Annotated in this window: 16 protein-coding genes; 7 read left to right on the top strand and 9 right to left on the bottom strand. The window is 75.5% G+C overall.

The features are described from left to right. The first annotated feature begins 140 nt into the window (after window positions 1-140). The 6 genes from BUE37_RS01365 (at window position 141) to BUE37_RS01340 (ending at window position 5,981) form a co-directional block, all read left to right on the top strand. Window positions 141-896 carry a hypothetical protein gene (locus BUE37_RS01365; protein ID WP_073418135.1) on the top strand — a complete coding sequence of 252 codons (756 nt, stop codon included), beginning with the start codon at window positions 141-143 and terminating at the stop codon, window positions 894-896. A 56-nt stretch (window positions 897-952) separates the two neighbouring features. Further along, a complete protein-coding gene (locus BUE37_RS01360; RefSeq protein ID WP_073418133.1) occupies window positions 953-2,488 on the top strand; it encodes a Mur ligase family protein in 1,536 nt (511 codons plus the stop codon). Between the two features lie 83 nt (window positions 2,489-2,571). Next, window positions 2,572-3,576: a pirin family protein gene (locus BUE37_RS01355; RefSeq protein ID WP_073418131.1), complete on the top strand. Its 1,005-nt coding sequence runs from the start codon at window positions 2,572-2,574 to the stop codon at window positions 3,574-3,576. 79 nt (window positions 3,577-3,655) lie between these two features. Then, entirely contained in the window at window positions 3,656-4,567 is a 912-nt protein-coding gene (locus tag BUE37_RS01350) for a DUF5996 family protein (protein WP_073419445.1), read from the top strand. A 20-nt stretch (window positions 4,568-4,587) separates the two neighbouring features. After that, window positions 4,588-5,559 (top strand): pirin family protein, encoded by a 972-nt coding sequence (locus BUE37_RS01345; RefSeq protein WP_073418130.1) that lies wholly within the window; start codon window positions 4,588-4,590, stop codon window positions 5,557-5,559. Continuing rightward, on the top strand, window positions 5,556-5,981 hold the full coding sequence (locus BUE37_RS01340) for a PPOX class F420-dependent oxidoreductase (RefSeq protein ID WP_073418128.1): 426 nt from the start codon (window positions 5,556-5,558) through the stop codon (window positions 5,979-5,981). Before BUE37_RS01345 ends, BUE37_RS01340 begins: the two co-directional genes overlap by 4 nt. A gap of 45 nt (window positions 5,982-6,026) precedes the next feature. Here BUE37_RS01340 and BUE37_RS01335 read toward each other — a convergent pair whose 3' ends face one another. Next, entirely contained in the window at window positions 6,027-6,788 is a 762-nt protein-coding gene (locus BUE37_RS01335) for a VOC family protein (protein ID WP_073418126.1), read from the bottom strand. A gap of 178 nt (window positions 6,789-6,966) precedes the next feature. After that, window positions 6,967-9,039, bottom strand: coding sequence for a TPM domain-containing protein (locus BUE37_RS01330; RefSeq protein WP_083628150.1), 2,073 nt, complete (start codon window positions 9,037-9,039; stop codon window positions 6,967-6,969). Window positions 9,040-9,138: 99 nt separating this feature from the next. Between BUE37_RS01330 and BUE37_RS01325 the strand changes: the two genes are divergently transcribed. Further along, window positions 9,139-9,495 (top strand): Rieske (2Fe-2S) protein, encoded by a 357-nt coding sequence (locus BUE37_RS01325; protein WP_073418122.1) that lies wholly within the window; start codon window positions 9,139-9,141, stop codon window positions 9,493-9,495. A gap of 4 nt (window positions 9,496-9,499) precedes the next feature. Here the strand turns inward: BUE37_RS01325 and BUE37_RS01320 are convergent, their stop codons facing one another. The 7 genes from BUE37_RS01320 to BUE37_RS01290 all read right to left on the bottom strand — a co-directional run bounded on the left by BUE37_RS01320 (window position 9,500) and on the right by BUE37_RS01290 (window position 16,696). Further along, the gene (locus tag BUE37_RS01320; protein WP_073418120.1) at window positions 9,500-10,639 is read right to left on the bottom strand and encodes an ABC transporter ATP-binding protein; all 1,140 of its coding nucleotides are present in this window, start codon (window positions 10,637-10,639) and stop codon (window positions 9,500-9,502) included. Then, the gene (locus BUE37_RS01315; RefSeq protein ID WP_245794229.1) at window positions 10,636-11,715 is read right to left on the bottom strand and encodes an ABC transporter ATP-binding protein; all 1,080 of its coding nucleotides are present in this window, start codon (window positions 11,713-11,715) and stop codon (window positions 10,636-10,638) included. Before BUE37_RS01315 ends, BUE37_RS01320 begins: the two co-directional genes overlap by 4 nt. Then, on the bottom strand, window positions 11,712-12,653 hold the full coding sequence (locus tag BUE37_RS01310) for an ABC transporter permease (protein ID WP_073418118.1): 942 nt from the start codon (window positions 12,651-12,653) through the stop codon (window positions 11,712-11,714). Before BUE37_RS01310 ends, BUE37_RS01315 begins: the two co-directional genes overlap by 4 nt. Continuing rightward, window positions 12,650-13,654 (bottom strand): ABC transporter permease, encoded by a 1,005-nt coding sequence (locus BUE37_RS01305; protein ID WP_073418116.1) that lies wholly within the window; start codon window positions 13,652-13,654, stop codon window positions 12,650-12,652. The genes BUE37_RS01310 and BUE37_RS01305 overlap by 4 nt, the downstream gene beginning before the upstream one ends. 138 nt (window positions 13,655-13,792) lie before the next feature. Further along, the gene (locus BUE37_RS01300; RefSeq protein WP_073418114.1) at window positions 13,793-15,499 is read right to left on the bottom strand and encodes an ABC transporter substrate-binding protein; all 1,707 of its coding nucleotides are present in this window, start codon (window positions 15,497-15,499) and stop codon (window positions 13,793-13,795) included. A gap of 205 nt (window positions 15,500-15,704) precedes the next feature. Continuing rightward, entirely contained in the window at window positions 15,705-16,304 is a 600-nt protein-coding gene (gene recR / locus BUE37_RS01295; RefSeq protein WP_073418111.1) for a recombination mediator RecR, read from the bottom strand. A 50-nt stretch (window positions 16,305-16,354) separates the two neighbouring features. Beyond that, window positions 16,355-16,696 carry a YbaB/EbfC family nucleoid-associated protein gene (locus tag BUE37_RS01290; protein WP_073418109.1) on the bottom strand — a complete coding sequence of 114 codons (342 nt, stop codon included), beginning with the start codon at window positions 16,694-16,696 and terminating at the stop codon, window positions 16,355-16,357. Window positions 16,697-16,724 lie beyond the last annotated feature (28 nt).

Raw genomic sequence — 16,724 nt, 5'->3', positions numbered from 1 at the left:
GCGTCGTGGAGTGCGTCATCGGGAGACCAGTATCGCCGGGCCGCGCTAGTGGACCCCAAGGCGGCCACAAGTGCGGTCCGGAGAGTCGTCCCCGGAACACCCCGGGTCCACGGGGGCGAGGACTGGAGGACGAGATGAGCATGACGGCAGCGGCCCACGACGCGGCGGTCCCGGCGCCGGCGGCGCCGCGCCTGCGGGCAGTCCCGCCCCTGGCGGAGCCGGCCCCCACCTCGACGGCGCTGTGGTGGGCGCGGCTGCTGCGCCGCGGCCCCGGCCCGCTCGAGTACTCGCTGGTCGGCGTCAACTCCGACCGGTTCGACGACGGCACCCCGGTGGACATGACCGCCCTCGACGCCCGCGGCCGCCGGCCCGCCGGCTGGCTGGTCGACGTCCGCTACCGCGCCGCCGACCGCCGCGTCGTCCGGGTCGACGTGGTCGAGGACGTCGCCGACCGCTGCCCGCCGATGTGGTTCGCCGAGGTCACCCACGCCACCAGCGCGGTGCCGGCGGCCTCGCTGCTCGCCTTCCGGGGCTCGGCCTTCCGGCCGGGCTCGGTCGTCGCGCCCCACCAGGTCGCCGCCGCGGGCGTCCGGATCACCGACCGGATCGGCGAGGTCCGCTGGTGGATCCGCTCGGGCCTGGTCGACACCGTCTCGGTGGAGCAGGTCTACCGGGGACGGGGCGTGGCCCGCACGCTGGTCACCGTCGCCGAGGGGCTGCGCTCGCTGCGCGGCTGGGCGCCGCTGCGGTCCGACGGCCGGCTCACCGACGCCGGCGCCGCCTGGCTGGAGACCGCGCCCGCGGCGTGGGCCCCGCGCCTGTCGGCCCGCACCGAGGTGCTGCCCGACGCCGACGCCGAGCAGGGCCCGACCGGGGTCGCGCGGCTGCTCCGCTGAGCCGGCGGGGTGCGGCCGACCTGCGGATCGGTCGTGCCCCGCCTACCGTCGGGCGAGTGCCAGTGCCCGCGGTGACCTGGTCCGACGTCGAGGCCCGGGCGCGGACCGTCCCGCTCGGCCCCGTGCTGCGCCGCGGCGGCACCGACGACCTGCTCCTGCGCGGCCTGGTCACCGACTCGCGCCGCGTCGTCCCCGGCTCGCTGTTCGCCTGCGTGCGCGGCGCGTCCAGCGACGGGCACCGGCACGCGGGGGCCGCTGCCGCCGCGGGTGCCGCGGCGCTGCTGGCCGACCGGCCGGTCGACGTCGCGCTGCCGGTGCTGCAGGTCCCGTCGGTGCGCGCCTGCCTGGGCCCGCTCGGCGCGCTGCTGGCCGGCGACCCGGCCGCGGCGCTGCGCCTGGTCGGGGTGACCGGCAGCAACGGCAAGACGACGACGAGCACGCTGGTCCGCGGCGTCCTCGAGGCGGCCGGGACGCCCACCGGCGTCGTCGGCACGCTCGGCGCGGCGGTCGGGCGCCGGTCCCGCGGCACGGCGCTGACCACGCCGGAGGCGCCGGAGCTGCACGAGCTGCTGCGCTGGATGGTCGACGCCGGCGCGCGGCGGGCCGTCGTCGAGGCCTCCTCCATCGCGCTGGACATGGGCCGCATCGACGGCCTGCGCTTCGACGTCGCCGTCTTCACCGGGTTCGAGGAGGACCACCTCGACCACCACGGCACGATCGAGCACTACTGGGCGAGCAAGGCGCGGCTGTTCGGGTCCGACCGGGCGGCGGCCGGCGTCGTGGTCGTCGACGACCCCTGGGGACGGCGGCTGGCCGACCAGGCGCCGGTGCCGGTGACCCGGGTGGGCGCGGCGGAGGACGCCGACGTGCGCGTGCTCGGCTGGCGCACCGGCGCGGCCGGCACCGAGGTGCTCCTGGCCGACGACACCGGCGGGCACCGCGTCACCAGCCGGCTCGTCGGGCGGGTGCACGTGTCGAACCTGGCCGCCGCGTGGGCCACCGGCCGGGTGCTCGGCGTGCCGGCCGAGGAGATCGCGGCCGGGCTCGCGGCGGTCGCCCCGCCGCGCGGGCGCAACACGGTGCTGGGCGGGGACGGGCGGCCGGTGGTCGTCGTCGACTACGCGCACACCCCGCGCGCCCTCGCCGCCGCGCTCGCCACCGCCCGCGACCTGCGCGGCCCCGGCGGCCGGGTGCACCTGGTCCTCGGCGCCCGCGGCCGGCGCGACCGGTACAAGCGGCAGGGCCTGGGCGAGTCCGCCCGGGCGGCCGACGTCGTCTGGCTGACCAACGAGGGCAGCCACGGCGAGGACCCGGCGGCGATCATCGCCGAGCTGCGGGTCGGCCTGCTCGGCGGCGGCGCGGCGGTGCGCACGGTGCCCGACCGGCGGGCCGCCATCTCCGCCGCGGTGCGCGCCTCCGGGCCGGCCGACGTCGTCCTGGTCGTGGGCCGCGGGCACGAGACGCGGATGCTCGACACCACCGACCCGCGCGACGCGGTCCACCTCGATGACGCCGAGGTGGCCAACACGGCGCTCATCGCCGAGCACGGCCCGCCGGCCGCCGTCGCGGCGCGGGCCGAGCGCGCCTCCTGACCGGGGCGCGGCGGAGGGAAGACAGCGGGGCCCCGCGGCGCTACAGTCGCCACCAGTTGAGAGTTCAACGAAGGAGGCCGGCCATGCCCGCCGTCACCGTCGAGGACACCACCACCCTCCCCCGGGTCCCGCTGCCCGCCCCGCGGACGGTGCGCCGCCGCACGCGGTCGGTGACCACGGCCCCCTCCGGCTTCGAGGGCGAGGGCTTCCCGGTCCGCCGGGCGTTCGCCGGGGTCGACCTGCGCGACCTCGACCCGTTCATCCACATGGACCAGATGGGCGAGGTCGAGTACGCCCCGGGCGAGCCCAAGGGCACCTCGTGGCACCCGCACCGCGGCTTCGAGACCGTCACCTACATCATCGACGGCACCTTCGAGCACGCCGACTCCCACGGCGGCGGCGGCACGATCAGCAACGGCGACACCCAGTGGATGACCGCGGGCGGCGGCGTCCTGCACATCGAGCGGCCGCCGGAGGCGCTCGTCGTCAGCGGCGGGGTCTTCCACGGCCTGCAGCTGTGGGTGAACCTGCCGCGCGCGCAGAAGTGGGTGGAGCCGCGCTACCAGGACCTGCGGGCCCGCGAGTCGGTGCTGCTGGCCAGCCCGGACGCCGGCGCGCTGGTGCGGGTGATCGCCGGCGACGTCGGCGGGCACACCGGCCCGGGCTCCACGTACACGCCGATGGCGATGGTGCACGCGACGGTGGCGCCCGGCGCCTCGCTCGACCTGCCCTGGCGGCCGGACTTCAACGCCCTGGTCTACGTGCTCTCCGGCGCCGGCTCCGTCGGCATCGACGGCGCGCCGGTGCGCACGGGCCAGCTGGCCGTGCTCGGCCCCGGCGACACCGTGACCGTCCGCGGCGCGGTGCACCAGGAGTCGCGCACGCCGGCCCTCGACGTCGTCGTCCTGGGCGGGCTGCCGATCCGCGAGCCGATCGCCATGTACGGGCCGTTCGTGATGAACAGCCGGCAGGAGGTCGTGCAGGCCTTCGACGACTTCCGCGCCGGGCGCCTGGGCTCGATCCCGGCCGTGCACCTGCCGTCCCCCGCGGTCCCGCACGCCGCGGTCCGCGGCGAGTCCGGCCAGTGACCGGCACCCCCGGCGGAGGCCTCCACGCCTCCGCCGGGGGTGCATGCTGACGTCGACCCGGACCATCGAGGAGCCGAACGTGCCCGTCTTCCCGCCCGTCCCGCTGACCGAGTGGGCCGACACCAAGGAGACCGTGCACCGGTTCCTGCAGGTGGTCGGCAAGCTCCGCCTGGCCAACGCCCCGCGGCGCAACCACTGGTGGCACGTCCCGTTCCACCTCACCGGCCGGGGCCTGACCACCCGGCCGATGGGCTTCGACCCCGTCTTCGCCGTCGACCTCGACCTGGTCGACCACCGGCTCGAGGTCAGCGTCGCCGACGGCAGGCGGGCGTCCTTCCCGCTGCCCGGGCTCAGCGTCGCCGGCTTCTACCGGCAGCTGCAGGCGACGCTCACCGGGCTCGGGCTGCCGGCCCACATCGACCGGCCGGTGCCCTTCGACCTGCCCGACCGGACCCCGTTCGCCGAGGACGAGCACCACGCCGCCTACGACCCGGCGCACGTGACCCGCTACTGGGTGGTGCTGGGGCAGGTCGCGCAGGTGCTCGAGGAGTTCGCGGGCCGCAGCTACGCGAAGACGAGCCCGGTGCACCACTTCTGGCACACCTTCGACGTCGCCGTCACCCGCTTCTCCGACCGGCGGGTGGAGCAGCCCGACGCCGTCGACCCGGTCACCCGCGAGGCCTACTCGCACGAGGTGATCAGCGCCGGGTTCTGGTTCGGCGACGACCAGGTGCCCGAGCCGGCGTTCTACTGCTACACCGCGCCGGAACCGGCGGGCCTCACCGAGGAGCCGCTGCGCCCCGCGGCCGCGCGCTGGGTCCCCAGCCGCGGCGCCCACCTCGCGCTGCTCACCTACGAGGACGTGCGGACGGCGGCCGACCCCCGCGCCGCCGTGCTGGACTTCCTCGAGAGCGCCCACGCCGCCGGGGCCCGCCGCGCCGGCTGGGACGTCGGCGCACTCCGCTGCCCGTCCGCCCCCGAGCCCCGCTGACACACCCTCGTGGAGGTCCCGTGAGCACGTCCGAACCCCGGCCGACCGCGCGCACCGTCGGCGGCCTCGACGACACCGCCGCGGGCCCGGCCCTCGACCTGCTGCCGGCGAAGGAGGTCGTGCTCGGCCCCGGCACCCCCGTCCGGCGGCTGCTGCCCACGCTCGGCCGCCGGATGGTGGGCGCCTGGGCGTTCGTCGACCACTACGGCCCCGACGACGTCGCCGCCACCACCGGGATGCAGGTCACGCCGCACCCGCACACCGGCCTGCAGACGGTGTCCTGGCTGATCGAGGGCAGCGTCCACCACCGCGACTCCCTCGGCAGCGACGTCACCTTCGGCCCGCGGCAGCTCGCGCTGATGACCGCCGGGCACGGCATCGCGCACTCCGAGCAGTCGCCGGTGCCGCACCCGCGGTTCCTGCACGGCGCCCAGCTGTGGGTGGCGCTGCCCGACGGCGCCCGCGACACCGCGCCGGCCTTCGAGCACCACGCGGCGCTGCCGGGCTTCGCCTCCGACGGGCTCACCGCCACGGTGCTCATGGGCTCCTTCGGCGGGGCGACGTCCCCGGGCACCGCGTACTCGCCGCTGGTGGGGGTCGACCTCGACCTCGCCGCCGGTGCCGACGTCGAGGTGCCGCTGGAGCCGGACTTCGAGCACGCGCTGCTCGGCGCCGCGGGCGGGGCCGACGTCGAGGGCGCGCCGCTGGCCCACGGCGCGATGGTCTACCTGGGCACCGGCCGCCGCTCGGTGCGGATCCGGACCGACGCCCCCACCCGGCTGCTCCTGCTCGGCGGCGAGCCGTTCGAGGAGCGGCTGGTCATGTGGTGGAACTTCGTCGGCCGGTCGGGCGAGGAGATCACGGAGTACGCCGAGCGGTGGAACGACGGCGACGCGCGCTTCGGCGCCGTCCCGGGGTTCGGCGAGGACGAGCGCCAGCTCGCGCCGGCCCTGCCGCCCGTCCCGCTCAAGGCCCGCGGGAGGGTCCGGTGACCGTCGACGACCGCCTGCTGGGGTTCGTGGCCGGGCGCCGCTGGGGCGTGCTGGCCACCGTCAAGCGCGACGGACGGCCGCAGCTGTCCAACGTCGGCTACGCGTACGACCCGGAGCAGCGGCTGTTCCGGGTGTCGGTGACCGCCGACCGCGCGAAGACCCGCAACCTGCAGGCCGACCCGCGGGTGACCCTGCACGTGTCCTCGGACGACTTCTGGTCCTGGGCCGCCGTGGAGGGCACCGCCGAGCTGACGCCGGTGGCCGCCGACCCGTCCGACGCGACGGTGGACGAGCTGGTCGCCTACTACCGGGCGATCTCCGGCGAGCACGAGGACTGGGACGACTACCGGCGGGCGATGGTCGCCGACCGCCGCCTCGTCGTCCGCTTCACCCCCGACCACACCTACGGCCAGGTCCGCTGACGGCCGGGCCGGCGCGCCCCGTCCGCGCCGGCCCGCCCCGTCCGCTCAGCCCTCGGGCGGCAGCTGCATGACCGAGAAGGACGCGCCCCACGGGTCGGTGACCACGGCGAACCGGCCGAACTCGGTGTCCTCGGCGGGGTGGGTGACCTTGCCGCCCGCGGCCTCGACCGCGGCCACCGTGTCGTCGGCGGAGGTCACCGCGAAGCAGGTCGACCACCCCTTCGGCGCACCGGGGCCGACCGGCCCGAGGCCGCCGAGCGGGCGCCCGTCCGTGCTGAAGGTGGCGTAGCCGCCCATGTCGGGGATCTCGTCCCAGGAGAACCCGAAGACGGCGCCGTAGAACGCGCGGGCCGCGGGGACGTCGTCGACGGCGGCCTCGTTCCACACCTGCGCGCCGTGCTCGTTGACCACCTCCGCGCCGGTGTGCGTGCCGGCCTGCCACAGCCCGAAGCCGTTCCCCTGCGGGTCCAGGGCGATGGCCATCGTGCCCATCGGCCCGACCGCCATCGGCTCCACGACGACGGTGCCGCCGGCCTCGCGGATCCGGTCGCAGGTGGCCGCCGCGTCGCCCGTCGCGAAGTACGTCGTCCAGGCCGGCGGGTCGTCCGGGCCGGTCAGCGGCCCGAGGCCGGCGGCCTGCGCGCCGCCCTTCAGCGCGTTGACGTAGCCGCCGTACTCCGGGCTGTCGGCCGTCCAGTCCCAGCCGAACAGGCGGCCGTAGAACTCCTTCGCCGCGGCGGGGTCGGCGGCGCCGTAGTCGACCCAGCAGGGCGTGCCGTCGGGCCAGGGGGTGTTCCGCGTGGGCATGGCTCCTCCTCGGATGCTCGGGGAGGGCACCGTCCCACCGGGGACCGACACTCCGGGAGCCCCGGGCGCGTCCTGGCTCACCTCCGCGCGTCCTGGCTCACCTCCGCGCGTCCTGGCTCACCGCCGGCGGTGAGCCAGGACGCAGCACGATCAGGCGGCCTGATCGTGCCGCGGGGCGTCAGAAGCGGCCGCCGCCGGAGCGGCCCCGGCTGCCCGAGCCGCCGAAGCCGCCGCCCCGCGGCCGGCCGCCACCGCCACCCAGACCGCCGCTGCCGCCGAAGCCCCCGTAGCCGCCGCGCATGCCGCCGGCGAGGATGCCGCCGAGCACGAGGCTGCCCAGGTCGACGCCGCCGCGGCCGCCGCCGTAGCCCGGTCCGTACCCGCCTCGTCCGTACCCGCCGCCGTACCCGCCCCCGCCGTAGCCGCCCCCGCCGTAGCCGGAGGACCAGGTGGCGACGTCGGACTGCGCGTACTGCAGCGCCTGCTGGGCGAGCTGGTCGGCCAACTGGGCCTCGCGCAGTGCTCCCTCGGGGTCGCGCGGCCCCGTCCCGACCGCCGCGTCGAGGTGCCGCTGCGCCTCCGCCAGCCGGGTGCGCGCCTCCGGCCCGACCGCGCCGCGGCGGGTGGCGACGAAGTCGGACGCCGCCGCCACCGACGAGCGGGCGCGCAGCAGCGTCTGGTCCAGCGCGGCGGCGGCGCGGCGGGCGCGGGTCTGCGCGTCGCGGGCCACCGACAGCGCCTGCTCGAGCGCGAGGTCGGCCTCCTCCAGCCGGCGCAGCGCGGTGAGCGGGTCGGGCAAGCCGCCGTCCCCACGCAGCGCCTCGTCGGCGGCGGCCAGCCCCGCCTCGGCGCGGGCCACCTGCGGCCGCAGCCCACCGGCGTCGGGCGTGGAGGCGACCAGCGTGCGGGCCTCGGCGAGGTCCTGCTCGGTCTCCGCGCGCACCGCGGGCAGCCGCGCGGCGGCGTCCTCGAGGTCGCGCTCGAGCCGGGCGACGGCGTCGAGCAGCGTGCCCACCTGGGCCACCGCGTCCTCGGCGGCGCGCAGGTCGCCCACCGCCTCCCCGGACCGGCCGTCGGCGAGCGCCGCGCGCGCCTCGCCGGCCTCGTGCTCGGCGGCGGCCAGGGCCGACCGCGCCTGCTCGAGGTTGCCCGCCACCGGCGCGAGCGCCGAGGCCGCGTACCGGCGCTGCAGCCGCGCCATCCGCTCCTCGTCCTGCGGCAGCCGGCCGTGCAGCGCGGTGATCCGCGGGCCGAGGCCGTCGAGCACCTGCGGGGCGTTGCGCTCGAGGTCGCGCAGCTGCCCGAAGGCCTCCGCCTGCTCGTCGAGGCGCGCGTCGGCGGCGCCGGTCAGCTGCAGCATCTCGGTGAGCACGCGGCGCTGGGTCGGCTCGTCCTCGGGCACCTCGTCGTCGAGCTGCTGGCGCAGCGTGAAGGCGCGGGTCAGCTCCTGCCGCGACTGCGCCAGCGCCTCGGTGAACCCCGCGACGGCGGCCTCGCCGTACTGCAGCCGGGCGAAGTCGAGGTCGAGCTGCGAGGTCTTCACCGCCTCGTCGAGGTCGAGCAGGGCGGCGCTGGCCCGGCCCTGCAGCTCCTCGGTGGGCACGCCCGCGTACGGGTCGGGGCGCTCGATGCGGGTGGACGCCGGCGGCTGCACGGCCGCCCGGCGCCGGCGCGACCGGGAGACCAGGTACGCGCCGCCCCCGACGACGGCGATGCCGCCGACCACCGCCAGGGTGGCCGCACCCGACCCGCCGCCGGAGCCGTCCCCGGTCCCGGAGCCGGTCCCCGCGGCCGCCCCGGCGCCGATCCCGTCGGCGAAGGCCACCGCGGCCGCGCCCCAGTCGCCCGCGGACAGCTCGGGCTCGACGTCCTGCGCGAGGAAGGCGTCGAGGTCGGCGGTCGACTGCGGGAAGGCGTCGTCCACCCAGTAGCCGTACTGCCGGTCGTCGACCGCGACGGCGAGCAGCACGTCGGTGCGGCCGAGCCCGGAGAACTGTGCGGTCCGCGCCGCCCACTCACCGGAGGCGAGCCCGTCGAAGGAGGACACGTAGACGACGAAGGCCTGCGTGCCGTCCTCGGCCTGCCGGTCGTCGACGGCCTGCTGCACCCGGGACAGGGCGCCGGGGTCGAGCGCCCCGACGAGGTCGGTCACCTCGTCGGGCACCTCGAACGGCTGCTCGGCCAGCGCCGGCCCGCTCCCGGCCAGCAGCAGGACCGCCGCGACGGCGAGGACCCCCATCAGTCGGCGCACGGACCGACCCTAGGTCGGCGGCCGCGACCCGGCCGGGTAGGACGGGCACGACCGGGTAGGGGGCTCTCGACCCAGCACCGGCACCCCAGGAGGACCCCCGTGAGCGACCCCGACCGCATCCCCGCCGCCCAGTTGCCCCCGGGGACGGTGGGCCGGGCCGGGAAGTGGGCCGTCGGCAACCGCGACGGGGAGTACTTCGCCGTGTCGCGGCGCTGCCGGCACCAGCTCGCCGACCTGTCGAAGGGCAGCCTCGACGAGAACGGCTGCCTCGTCTGCCCCTGGCACCAGGCGAGGTACGACGTCCGCAGCGGCGCCATGGTCGAGGGCCCGCGCGGCCTCCTCGGTTACCACGGGCCCACGCCGGGCTACACGCAGCTCGTCCGCGGCTACGCCCAGGTGCTCAAGCTGAAGGTGAAGAAGGTGCTGCGCCGCGGGGACGACGTCGTGGTGGAGTGACCCGTCACGTCCGCTCGATCGGGGCGTCCAGGCCCTGCACGAGCGCGTCGCTCTCCGGGTTGTCGGCGCCCGTCGGGCGGACCGAGACGCCCTGCGTGGCGGCGACCTCCTCGGCCGAGCGCGGGGCGAGCAGCCCGTCGCGGATCTCCTCGGCCCAGTGGCAGCTGACCAGGTGCCCGGGCCCGAGCTCGCGCAGCACCGGCACCTCGTCGTCGCAGCGCGTCTCCTGCCGCCACGGGCAGCGGGTGTGGAACCGGCAGCCGCTCGGCGGGTTCGCCGGCGACGGGAGGTCGCCGGCGAGCAGGATCCGCTCGCGGTCAGCCTCGACCACCGGGTCGGGCACCGGGACGGCGCTCATCAGCGCCCGGCTGTAGGGGTGCAGCGGCTGCTCGTAGAGGACGTCGGAGGGCGCCTGCTCCACCAGCGACCCGAGGTACATGACCCCGACGACGTCGCTGATGTGCCGGACCACCGCGAGGTCGTGCGCGATGACCAGGTAGGTGAGGCCCAGGCGCTCCTGCAGCTCCTCGAGCAGGTTGACCACCTGCGCCTGGACGCTGACGTCGAGGGCGGACACCGGCTCGTCGGCGATGAGCAGGTCGGGCTCCAGCGAGATGGCGCGGGCGATCCCGATGCGCTGCCGCTGCCCGCCGGAGAACTCGTGCGGGTAGCGGCGCAGCGCCGCCGACGGGAGGCCGACGGCGTCGAGCAGCGTCCGGATGCGCGTGGCCACGCCCTGCCGGCCCCCGCCCATCCCGTGGGCGAGCAGCGGCTCGGACAGCAGCGACTCGACGTTCTGCCGCGGGTCGAGGCTGCCCAGCGGGTCCTGGAAGACCATCTGCATGCGGCGGCGCAGGGTCCGCAGCGGCTCGCCGGACAGCGTCGACACGTCGGTGCCGTCGAAGACGACCCGCCCGCCGGTGGGCTCGACCAGCCGCAGCACGGCGCGGCCGAGGGTGGACTTGCCGCAGCCGGACTCCCCCACCAGCCCGTAGGTGGTGCCGCGGTCGATGGCCAGGTCGACGCCGTCGACGGCGCGCACGTGGCCCACCGTCCGGTCGACGAACACGCCGCGCTTGATCGGGAAGTGCACCTGCAGGCCCTCGACCCGCAGCAGCGGCTCGGCGGACGGGACGGCGGTCATCGGGCGGCTCCGGACGCGGTGGCCCCGGCCGGGGTCCGCGGGTACTCGAGGGGGTGGCGGCAGCGCAGCTCGCGGCCCGGGCCGTCGTACTCCAGCGGCACGGTGCTGCCGGCCACCTCGGTGAGGCAGTCGTCCTGGGCGTTGTCGCAGCGGGGCGCGAAGGCGCAGCCCTCGGCCCACGGGATGACGTCGCGGGCGGAGCCGCGGATCGGGTGCAGCGGCGCGCCGCGGGCGCCGTCGAGCCGGGGCACCGACGCCAGCAGCCCGCCGGTGTAGGGCTGGCGCGGCCGGGCGAACAGGTCGTGCCGGTCGGCGGACTCGATGATCCGGCCGCTGTACATGACGTGCACCCGGTCGCACAGCCCGGCGACGACGCCGAGGTCGTGGGTGATCATCACCAGCGCCGTCCCCGTGTCGACGACGAGCTCGCGCAGCAGCTCCAGGATCTGCGCCTGGATCGTCACGTCGAGGGCGGTCGTCGGCTCGTCGGCGATGAGCAGCCGCGGCGAGCAGGCCAGCGCCATCGCGATGAGCGCCCGCTGCCGCATGCCGCCGGAGAGCTGGTGCGGGTACTCCTTGAGCCGGCGCGAGGGGTCGGGGATGCCGACGCGGTCGAGCAGCCGGGTGGCCTCGGCGACGGCGTCCTTCTTCGACATCTCGCGGTGCTCGAGCAGGACCTCGGTGACCTGGACGCCGATGGGCACCGTCGGGTTCAGCGAGGACAGCGGGTCCTGGAAGACCATGGCCATGTCGGCGCCGCGGAGCCCCCGCAGCTCGCGGTCCGGGGCGCCGATGAGCTCCTGGCCGTGCAGGCGCACCGAGCCGCCGACCTCGACCCCGCGGCGGGGCAGCAGCCCCATGATCGCCAGCGAGGTGACCGACTTGCCGCAGCCGGACTCGCCGACCAGGCCGACGGTCTCCCCCGGCGCCACGCTGAAGCTGACCCCGTCGACGGCGCGGGTGGGCTGCTCGCCCCGGCGCGTGAAGGTGACCGACAGGTCCTCGACCTCGAGGACGGGCCGCCCGTCCTGGCCGGCGTCCCTCGGGGGCAGTTCCTCGATGGTCAGCGGGCTCACCTCCGGAACTTCGGGTCGAGGGCCTCGCGCAGCGCCTCACCGAGCAGGGTGAAGCCGAGCGCGACGACGATGATGCAGACGGCTGGGTAGATGGCCAGCTCCGGCCGGACGGACAGGAAGTCCTGGGCGTTGGACAGCATCGCGCCCCACTCCGGCCGGGCGAGGTCGGGGTCGCCGAGGCCGAGGAACGACAGCGCCGCGGCCTCGATGATCGCCGTCGCCAGCGACAGCGTGGCCTGCACGATCACCGGCGACAGCGAGTTGGGCAGCACGTGGCCGAACACGATGCGCCGTCGCCGGATGCCCAGCGCCTGCGCGGCCAGGACGTAGTCGCTGCCACGCTGGGCGAGCATCGAGCCGCGCAGCAGCCGGGCGAAGACCGGCACCTGGGTGACCGCGATGGCGATCATCAGCGACCACTGGTTCTGCCCGAGCAGCACCGAGATGCTGATCGCCATCAGCAGGCTGGGGATCGACAGGATGATGTCGACGAACCGCATCACCACGGTGTCGACCCACCCGCCGAACGCGCCGGCGAGGACGCCGAGCGCCATGCCGACGACGACGCCGAGCAGCGTGGACACCACGCCGATGAGCAGCGACTGCCGCGACCCGACGATCAGCCGGGACAGCAGGTCGCGGCCGAGCTCGTCCACCCCGAGCGGGAAGCCCGGCTGGGAGCCCGGGATGAAGCCGGGCCGGATCTCCGACAGCAGCGTCTGCGCCAGCGGGTCGCGCGGGGCCAGCAGCGGCGCGAAGGCCGCCACCACCAGGAAGACCACGACGATGACCGCGCCGAGGATCGCCACCGGGTTGCGCCGCAGCCGGCGGAAGGCGCTGCGGGTGAGCGAGACGCCGCCCTCGCCCTCGGGCACCTGCCCGGCGCGGGCGGCCAGCTCGTCGATCCGCCGCCGCCGGACGTCACCGACGGCGCTCATCGGACCCTCACCCGCGGGTCGAGGAGGCCGTACGAGATGTCGACCAGCAGGTTCACCAGCACGTACACCACCGCCAGCATGAGGATGAAGCCCTGCAGGACGGCGAAGTCCCGGGCGAAGATCGCGTCGAATATCGCCGAGCCCACCCCGCCGAACGCGAAGACGGTCTCGGTGAGCACCGCGCCGGACAGCAGCAGTCCGGTCTGCAGGCCGATCGTCGTCGACACCGGCAGCAGGGCGTTGCGGATGACGTGCCGCCGCCGCACGGTCGCCGTCGCGAGGCCCTTGGCGTTCGCCGTCCGGACGTAGTCCTCGTTGACGACGTCGAGCACCGAGGCACGGGTGATCCGGACGATGATCGCCAGCGGGATGGTGCCGAGCGCGATACCGGGCAGCACGAGGTGGAGGAAGGCGTCCCAGGCGGCGTCCCACTCGCGGGTCAGCAGGCCGTCGAGGACGTAGAAGTTCGTGATGCGGGTGGCGTCGATGCGCACCTCCTGCCGGCCGGAGCCGGGCAGCCAGCCCAGCTCGACGGCGAACAGCAGGCGCAGCAGGTAGGCCAGGAAGAAGACGGGGGTGGCGACGCCGAGCAGCGACCCGACCACCGACGTCGAGTCCAGCCAGCTGCCGTGCCGGCGGGCGGCGAGGTAGCCCAGCGGGATGCCGACGCCGATGGCGAAGACCATCGCGAAGAGGGTCAGCTCGATCGTGCCGGGCATCCGCTCGAGGAACTCCTCGGTGACCGGCCGGCCGGTCCGGGCGGAGTTGCCGAAGTCCAGCTGCACGGCCCGGCCGAGGAAGCGCAGGTACTGGACGTAGAGCGGCTGGTCGAGCCCGAAGAGCTCGTTGTACCGGGCGATGGCCTCGGGGGTGGCGCGCTCACCGAGCGCGGCCTGGGCCGGGCCGCCGGGCAGGGCGCGCAGCCAGGCGAAGAGCAGGACCGACAGCCCCAGCAGGATCGGGATCAGCTGCAGGAGCCGCCGGACGACGAAGCGGAGCACGCGGTCGGGTCACCTCTCCGGGTTCCGGGTCGACGTCCCGGGTCGACGTCGGGTGTCGATCATCGGGGTCGACAGGGCACGGACACGGGTCCGGCCGCGCCGGGACAGGTCCTGTCCCGGCGCGGCCGGAGGGGTGGGTCAGTCGGTGATCGACACCGTCGAGAACACCTCGGCGGTCAGCGGGCTGGGCTCGAGGCCCTCCACGTTGTCCGCCACCACGAGCGCCGGCGGCGAGTGCGAGATCGGGACACCGGGCAGGTAGTCCATGATCAGCCGGTTGGCCTCCTGGTACTGCTCGGTGCGGGCACTCGCGTCGGGCTCCGCGTCGGCCTCGGCGAGGGCGGCGAAGATCTCCGGGTTGCTGAACGCCCCGAACTCCGCGGACGCCTGGCCGTTGGACGCCTCGGCGAAGAACGTGCCGATGAAGTTGTAGGCGTCGTTGTAGTCACCGGTCCACCCGAGCAGGTGGATGTCCGCCTGACCGGCCTGGACGGCGTTCAGGTAGTCCGGGTTCCACGGCAGGGCCACCGGCTCGATGGTGAAGCCGGCGTCGGTCAGGTTCTGGCTGATGACCTGGAACATCGCGGCCGGGTCCGGCAGGTAGGGCCGGCTGACCTCGGTCGGGTAGTAGAACCGCAGCGTCGTCCCCTCGGCGCCGGCCTCCTGCAGCAGCTGGCGGGCGCGGTCGGGGTCGTAGTCGTACGTGGTGACGTCGTCGGCCCAGCCGTCGACCGTCGGCGGCATGAACTGCGTGGCCGCCTCGGCGCCCTCGGGGAGCAGCGAGTTGACGATCGTCTCGCGGTCGATCGCGTGGGCGATCGCCTGCCGCACCTGCGGGTTCTGCAGCGCCGGGTTGGCCTGCGTGCCGGGCACGTTCCCGCCGTTGAAGCCCAGGTACAGGATGTTGAACGGGTCGCGGACGAGCACCTGGAAGCCGTCGTCCTCCAGGGACTGGTAGTCCGCCGGCGCGACGAAGTCGTAGCCGTCGATGGCGCCGGACTGCAGCTCCTGACGGCGGGTGTTCCCGTCGGGGATGGTGCGGAAGATGATCTCGTCGAGGAGCGGGGCGTCGCCCCAGTAGTCCTCGTTGCGGACGAGGGTGACCTCGCCGTTGCCGCGGTCCCAGCTCTCGAAGCGGAAGGGACCGGTGCCGGTCGGGTGCTCCAGGGCGTACTCGGAGTAGCTGAGCGCGTCCTCGCTGCCCGACAGGTTGTCGGCGTCGTACTGCTGCAGCGCCTCGGGGCTCTGGATGGAGAACGCCGGGAGCGCGAGCGCGGACGGGAACTTCGAGGTGACCTGCGTCAGCCGGATCACCGCGGTGCTCTCGTCGGTGGCCTCGCAGGACTCGTAGATGCTCGGGGTGTCCGGCGTGCTGGCGAAGCCGCCGAAGACCGCCTGGTAGTAGTACGAGGCGCTCGGGCTGGTGGCCAGGCCCTCGAAGTTGTACCAGCGGTCGAAGTTGAAGCAGACCGCCTCGGCGTTGAAGTCCGTGCCGTCGTGGAACGTCACGCCCTGGCGGAGGTTGAAGGTGTACTCGAGGCCGTCCTCGCTCACCTCGTAGTCCTCGGCCAGCTCGGGGACCGGCTCGGTGCCGCCGAGCTCGTTGCCCAGCAGGCCCTCGTGGATCTGACGGGCGACCCGGAAGGTCTCGCCGTCGCTGCCGAAGGCCGGGTCGAGCATCGCCGGGTCGCCGGCCGCCCCGAAGACGAGCGTGCCGCCGGACTGGGCCTCCCCGCCCTCCCCGCCCTCGCCGGAGTCGCGGTCACTGGACGCGCAGGCGGCCAGGGTGACGGCGGTCAGCGCGGCCGCGGAGGCGGCCAGCACACGTTGGGGTCGACGCTGCATCGCAGGAGACCTGCCTTCTCGGCCCGCTCCGGGCCGGATGAGATCCGAGGTGGACCGCCGGTGGACGCAAGACGTCCGGACGGCGTGCTCACGGACCCTAGGTCGCGAGGAGGCGGGCGCCAGAGCCGAGCGGCCCCATCGACACCATCCTGTGACCTTGCCGGGGCCGGGCCGCGGGCCCGCGTCGCGGCCGTGCCAGGTCGTGCTAGGCGTCGATGCGGCGGCGGCCCTCGAAGGCCCGGCCGAGGGTGATCTCGTCGGCGTACTCGAGGTCGCCGCCGACGGGCAGGCCGCTGGCCAGCCGCGAGACCGCGAGCCCCAGCGGGCCGACCAGGCGGGCCAGGTACGCCGCGGTGGCCTCGCCCTCGAGGTTGGGGTCGGTGGCGATGATCAGCTCGGTGACCGTGCCGTCCATCAGGCGGGTCATGAGCTCCTTGACCCGCAGGTCGTCGGGGCCGACGCCCTCGATGGGGCTGATCGCGCCGCCGAGCACGTGGTAGCGCCCGCGGAACTCGCGGGTGCGCTCGATGGCGACGACGTCCTTGGGCTCCTCGACGACGCAGATGACGTCGTCGGAGCGGCGCGGGTCCTTGCAGATCCGGCACTGCTCGCCCTCGGCGACGTTGTAGCAGGTCACGCAGAAGCGCACCTCGGCCTGCACGCGCTGCAGGGCGGCGACGAGCCGGCCGACGTCGGCGGACTCGGCGGCCAGCAGGTGGAAGGCGATGCGCTGGGCGCTCTTGGGCCCGACGCCGGGCAGGCGGCCGAGCTCGTCGATGAGGTCCTGGACGGCCCCCTCGTACACGGTGCTCCTAGGGGAAGAGGTGGTCGGGCGCGATGCCGGTCAGGTGCCGGTCAGGCGCCGGGGAGCCCGGGGAAGCCGCCACCGAGGCCGCCGGCCAGCGGGCCCATGCGGTCGGCGGTCAGCTCGGAGGCCAGCCGCGAGGCGTCGCGGACCGCCGCGACGACGAGGTCCTGCAGGGTCTCGACGTCGTCGGGGTCGACCGCCGACGGCGCGATGGTGACCGACCGCAGCTCGCCGGCACCGGTCATCGTGGCGGTGACGAGGCCGCCGCCGGCCGAGCCGGTGACCTCCTCCTTGGCCAGCTGGTCCTGCGCGGCGGCCAGCGCCTGCTGCATCTGCTGGGCCTGCTGCAGGATCGCGGACAGGTCGGGCTGGCCACCACCGGGGAACATGACCCGAGCGTAGGCCGCGGGGGCGACA

The organism is Geodermatophilus nigrescens (assembly GCF_900129495.1).
In the GTDB taxonomy this organism is placed as follows: Bacteria; Actinomycetota; Actinomycetes; order Mycobacteriales; family Geodermatophilaceae; genus Geodermatophilus; species Geodermatophilus nigrescens.
Note: the sequence above shows the minus strand (reverse complement) of the source record. Positions and strands in the feature narration are given on the sequence as shown.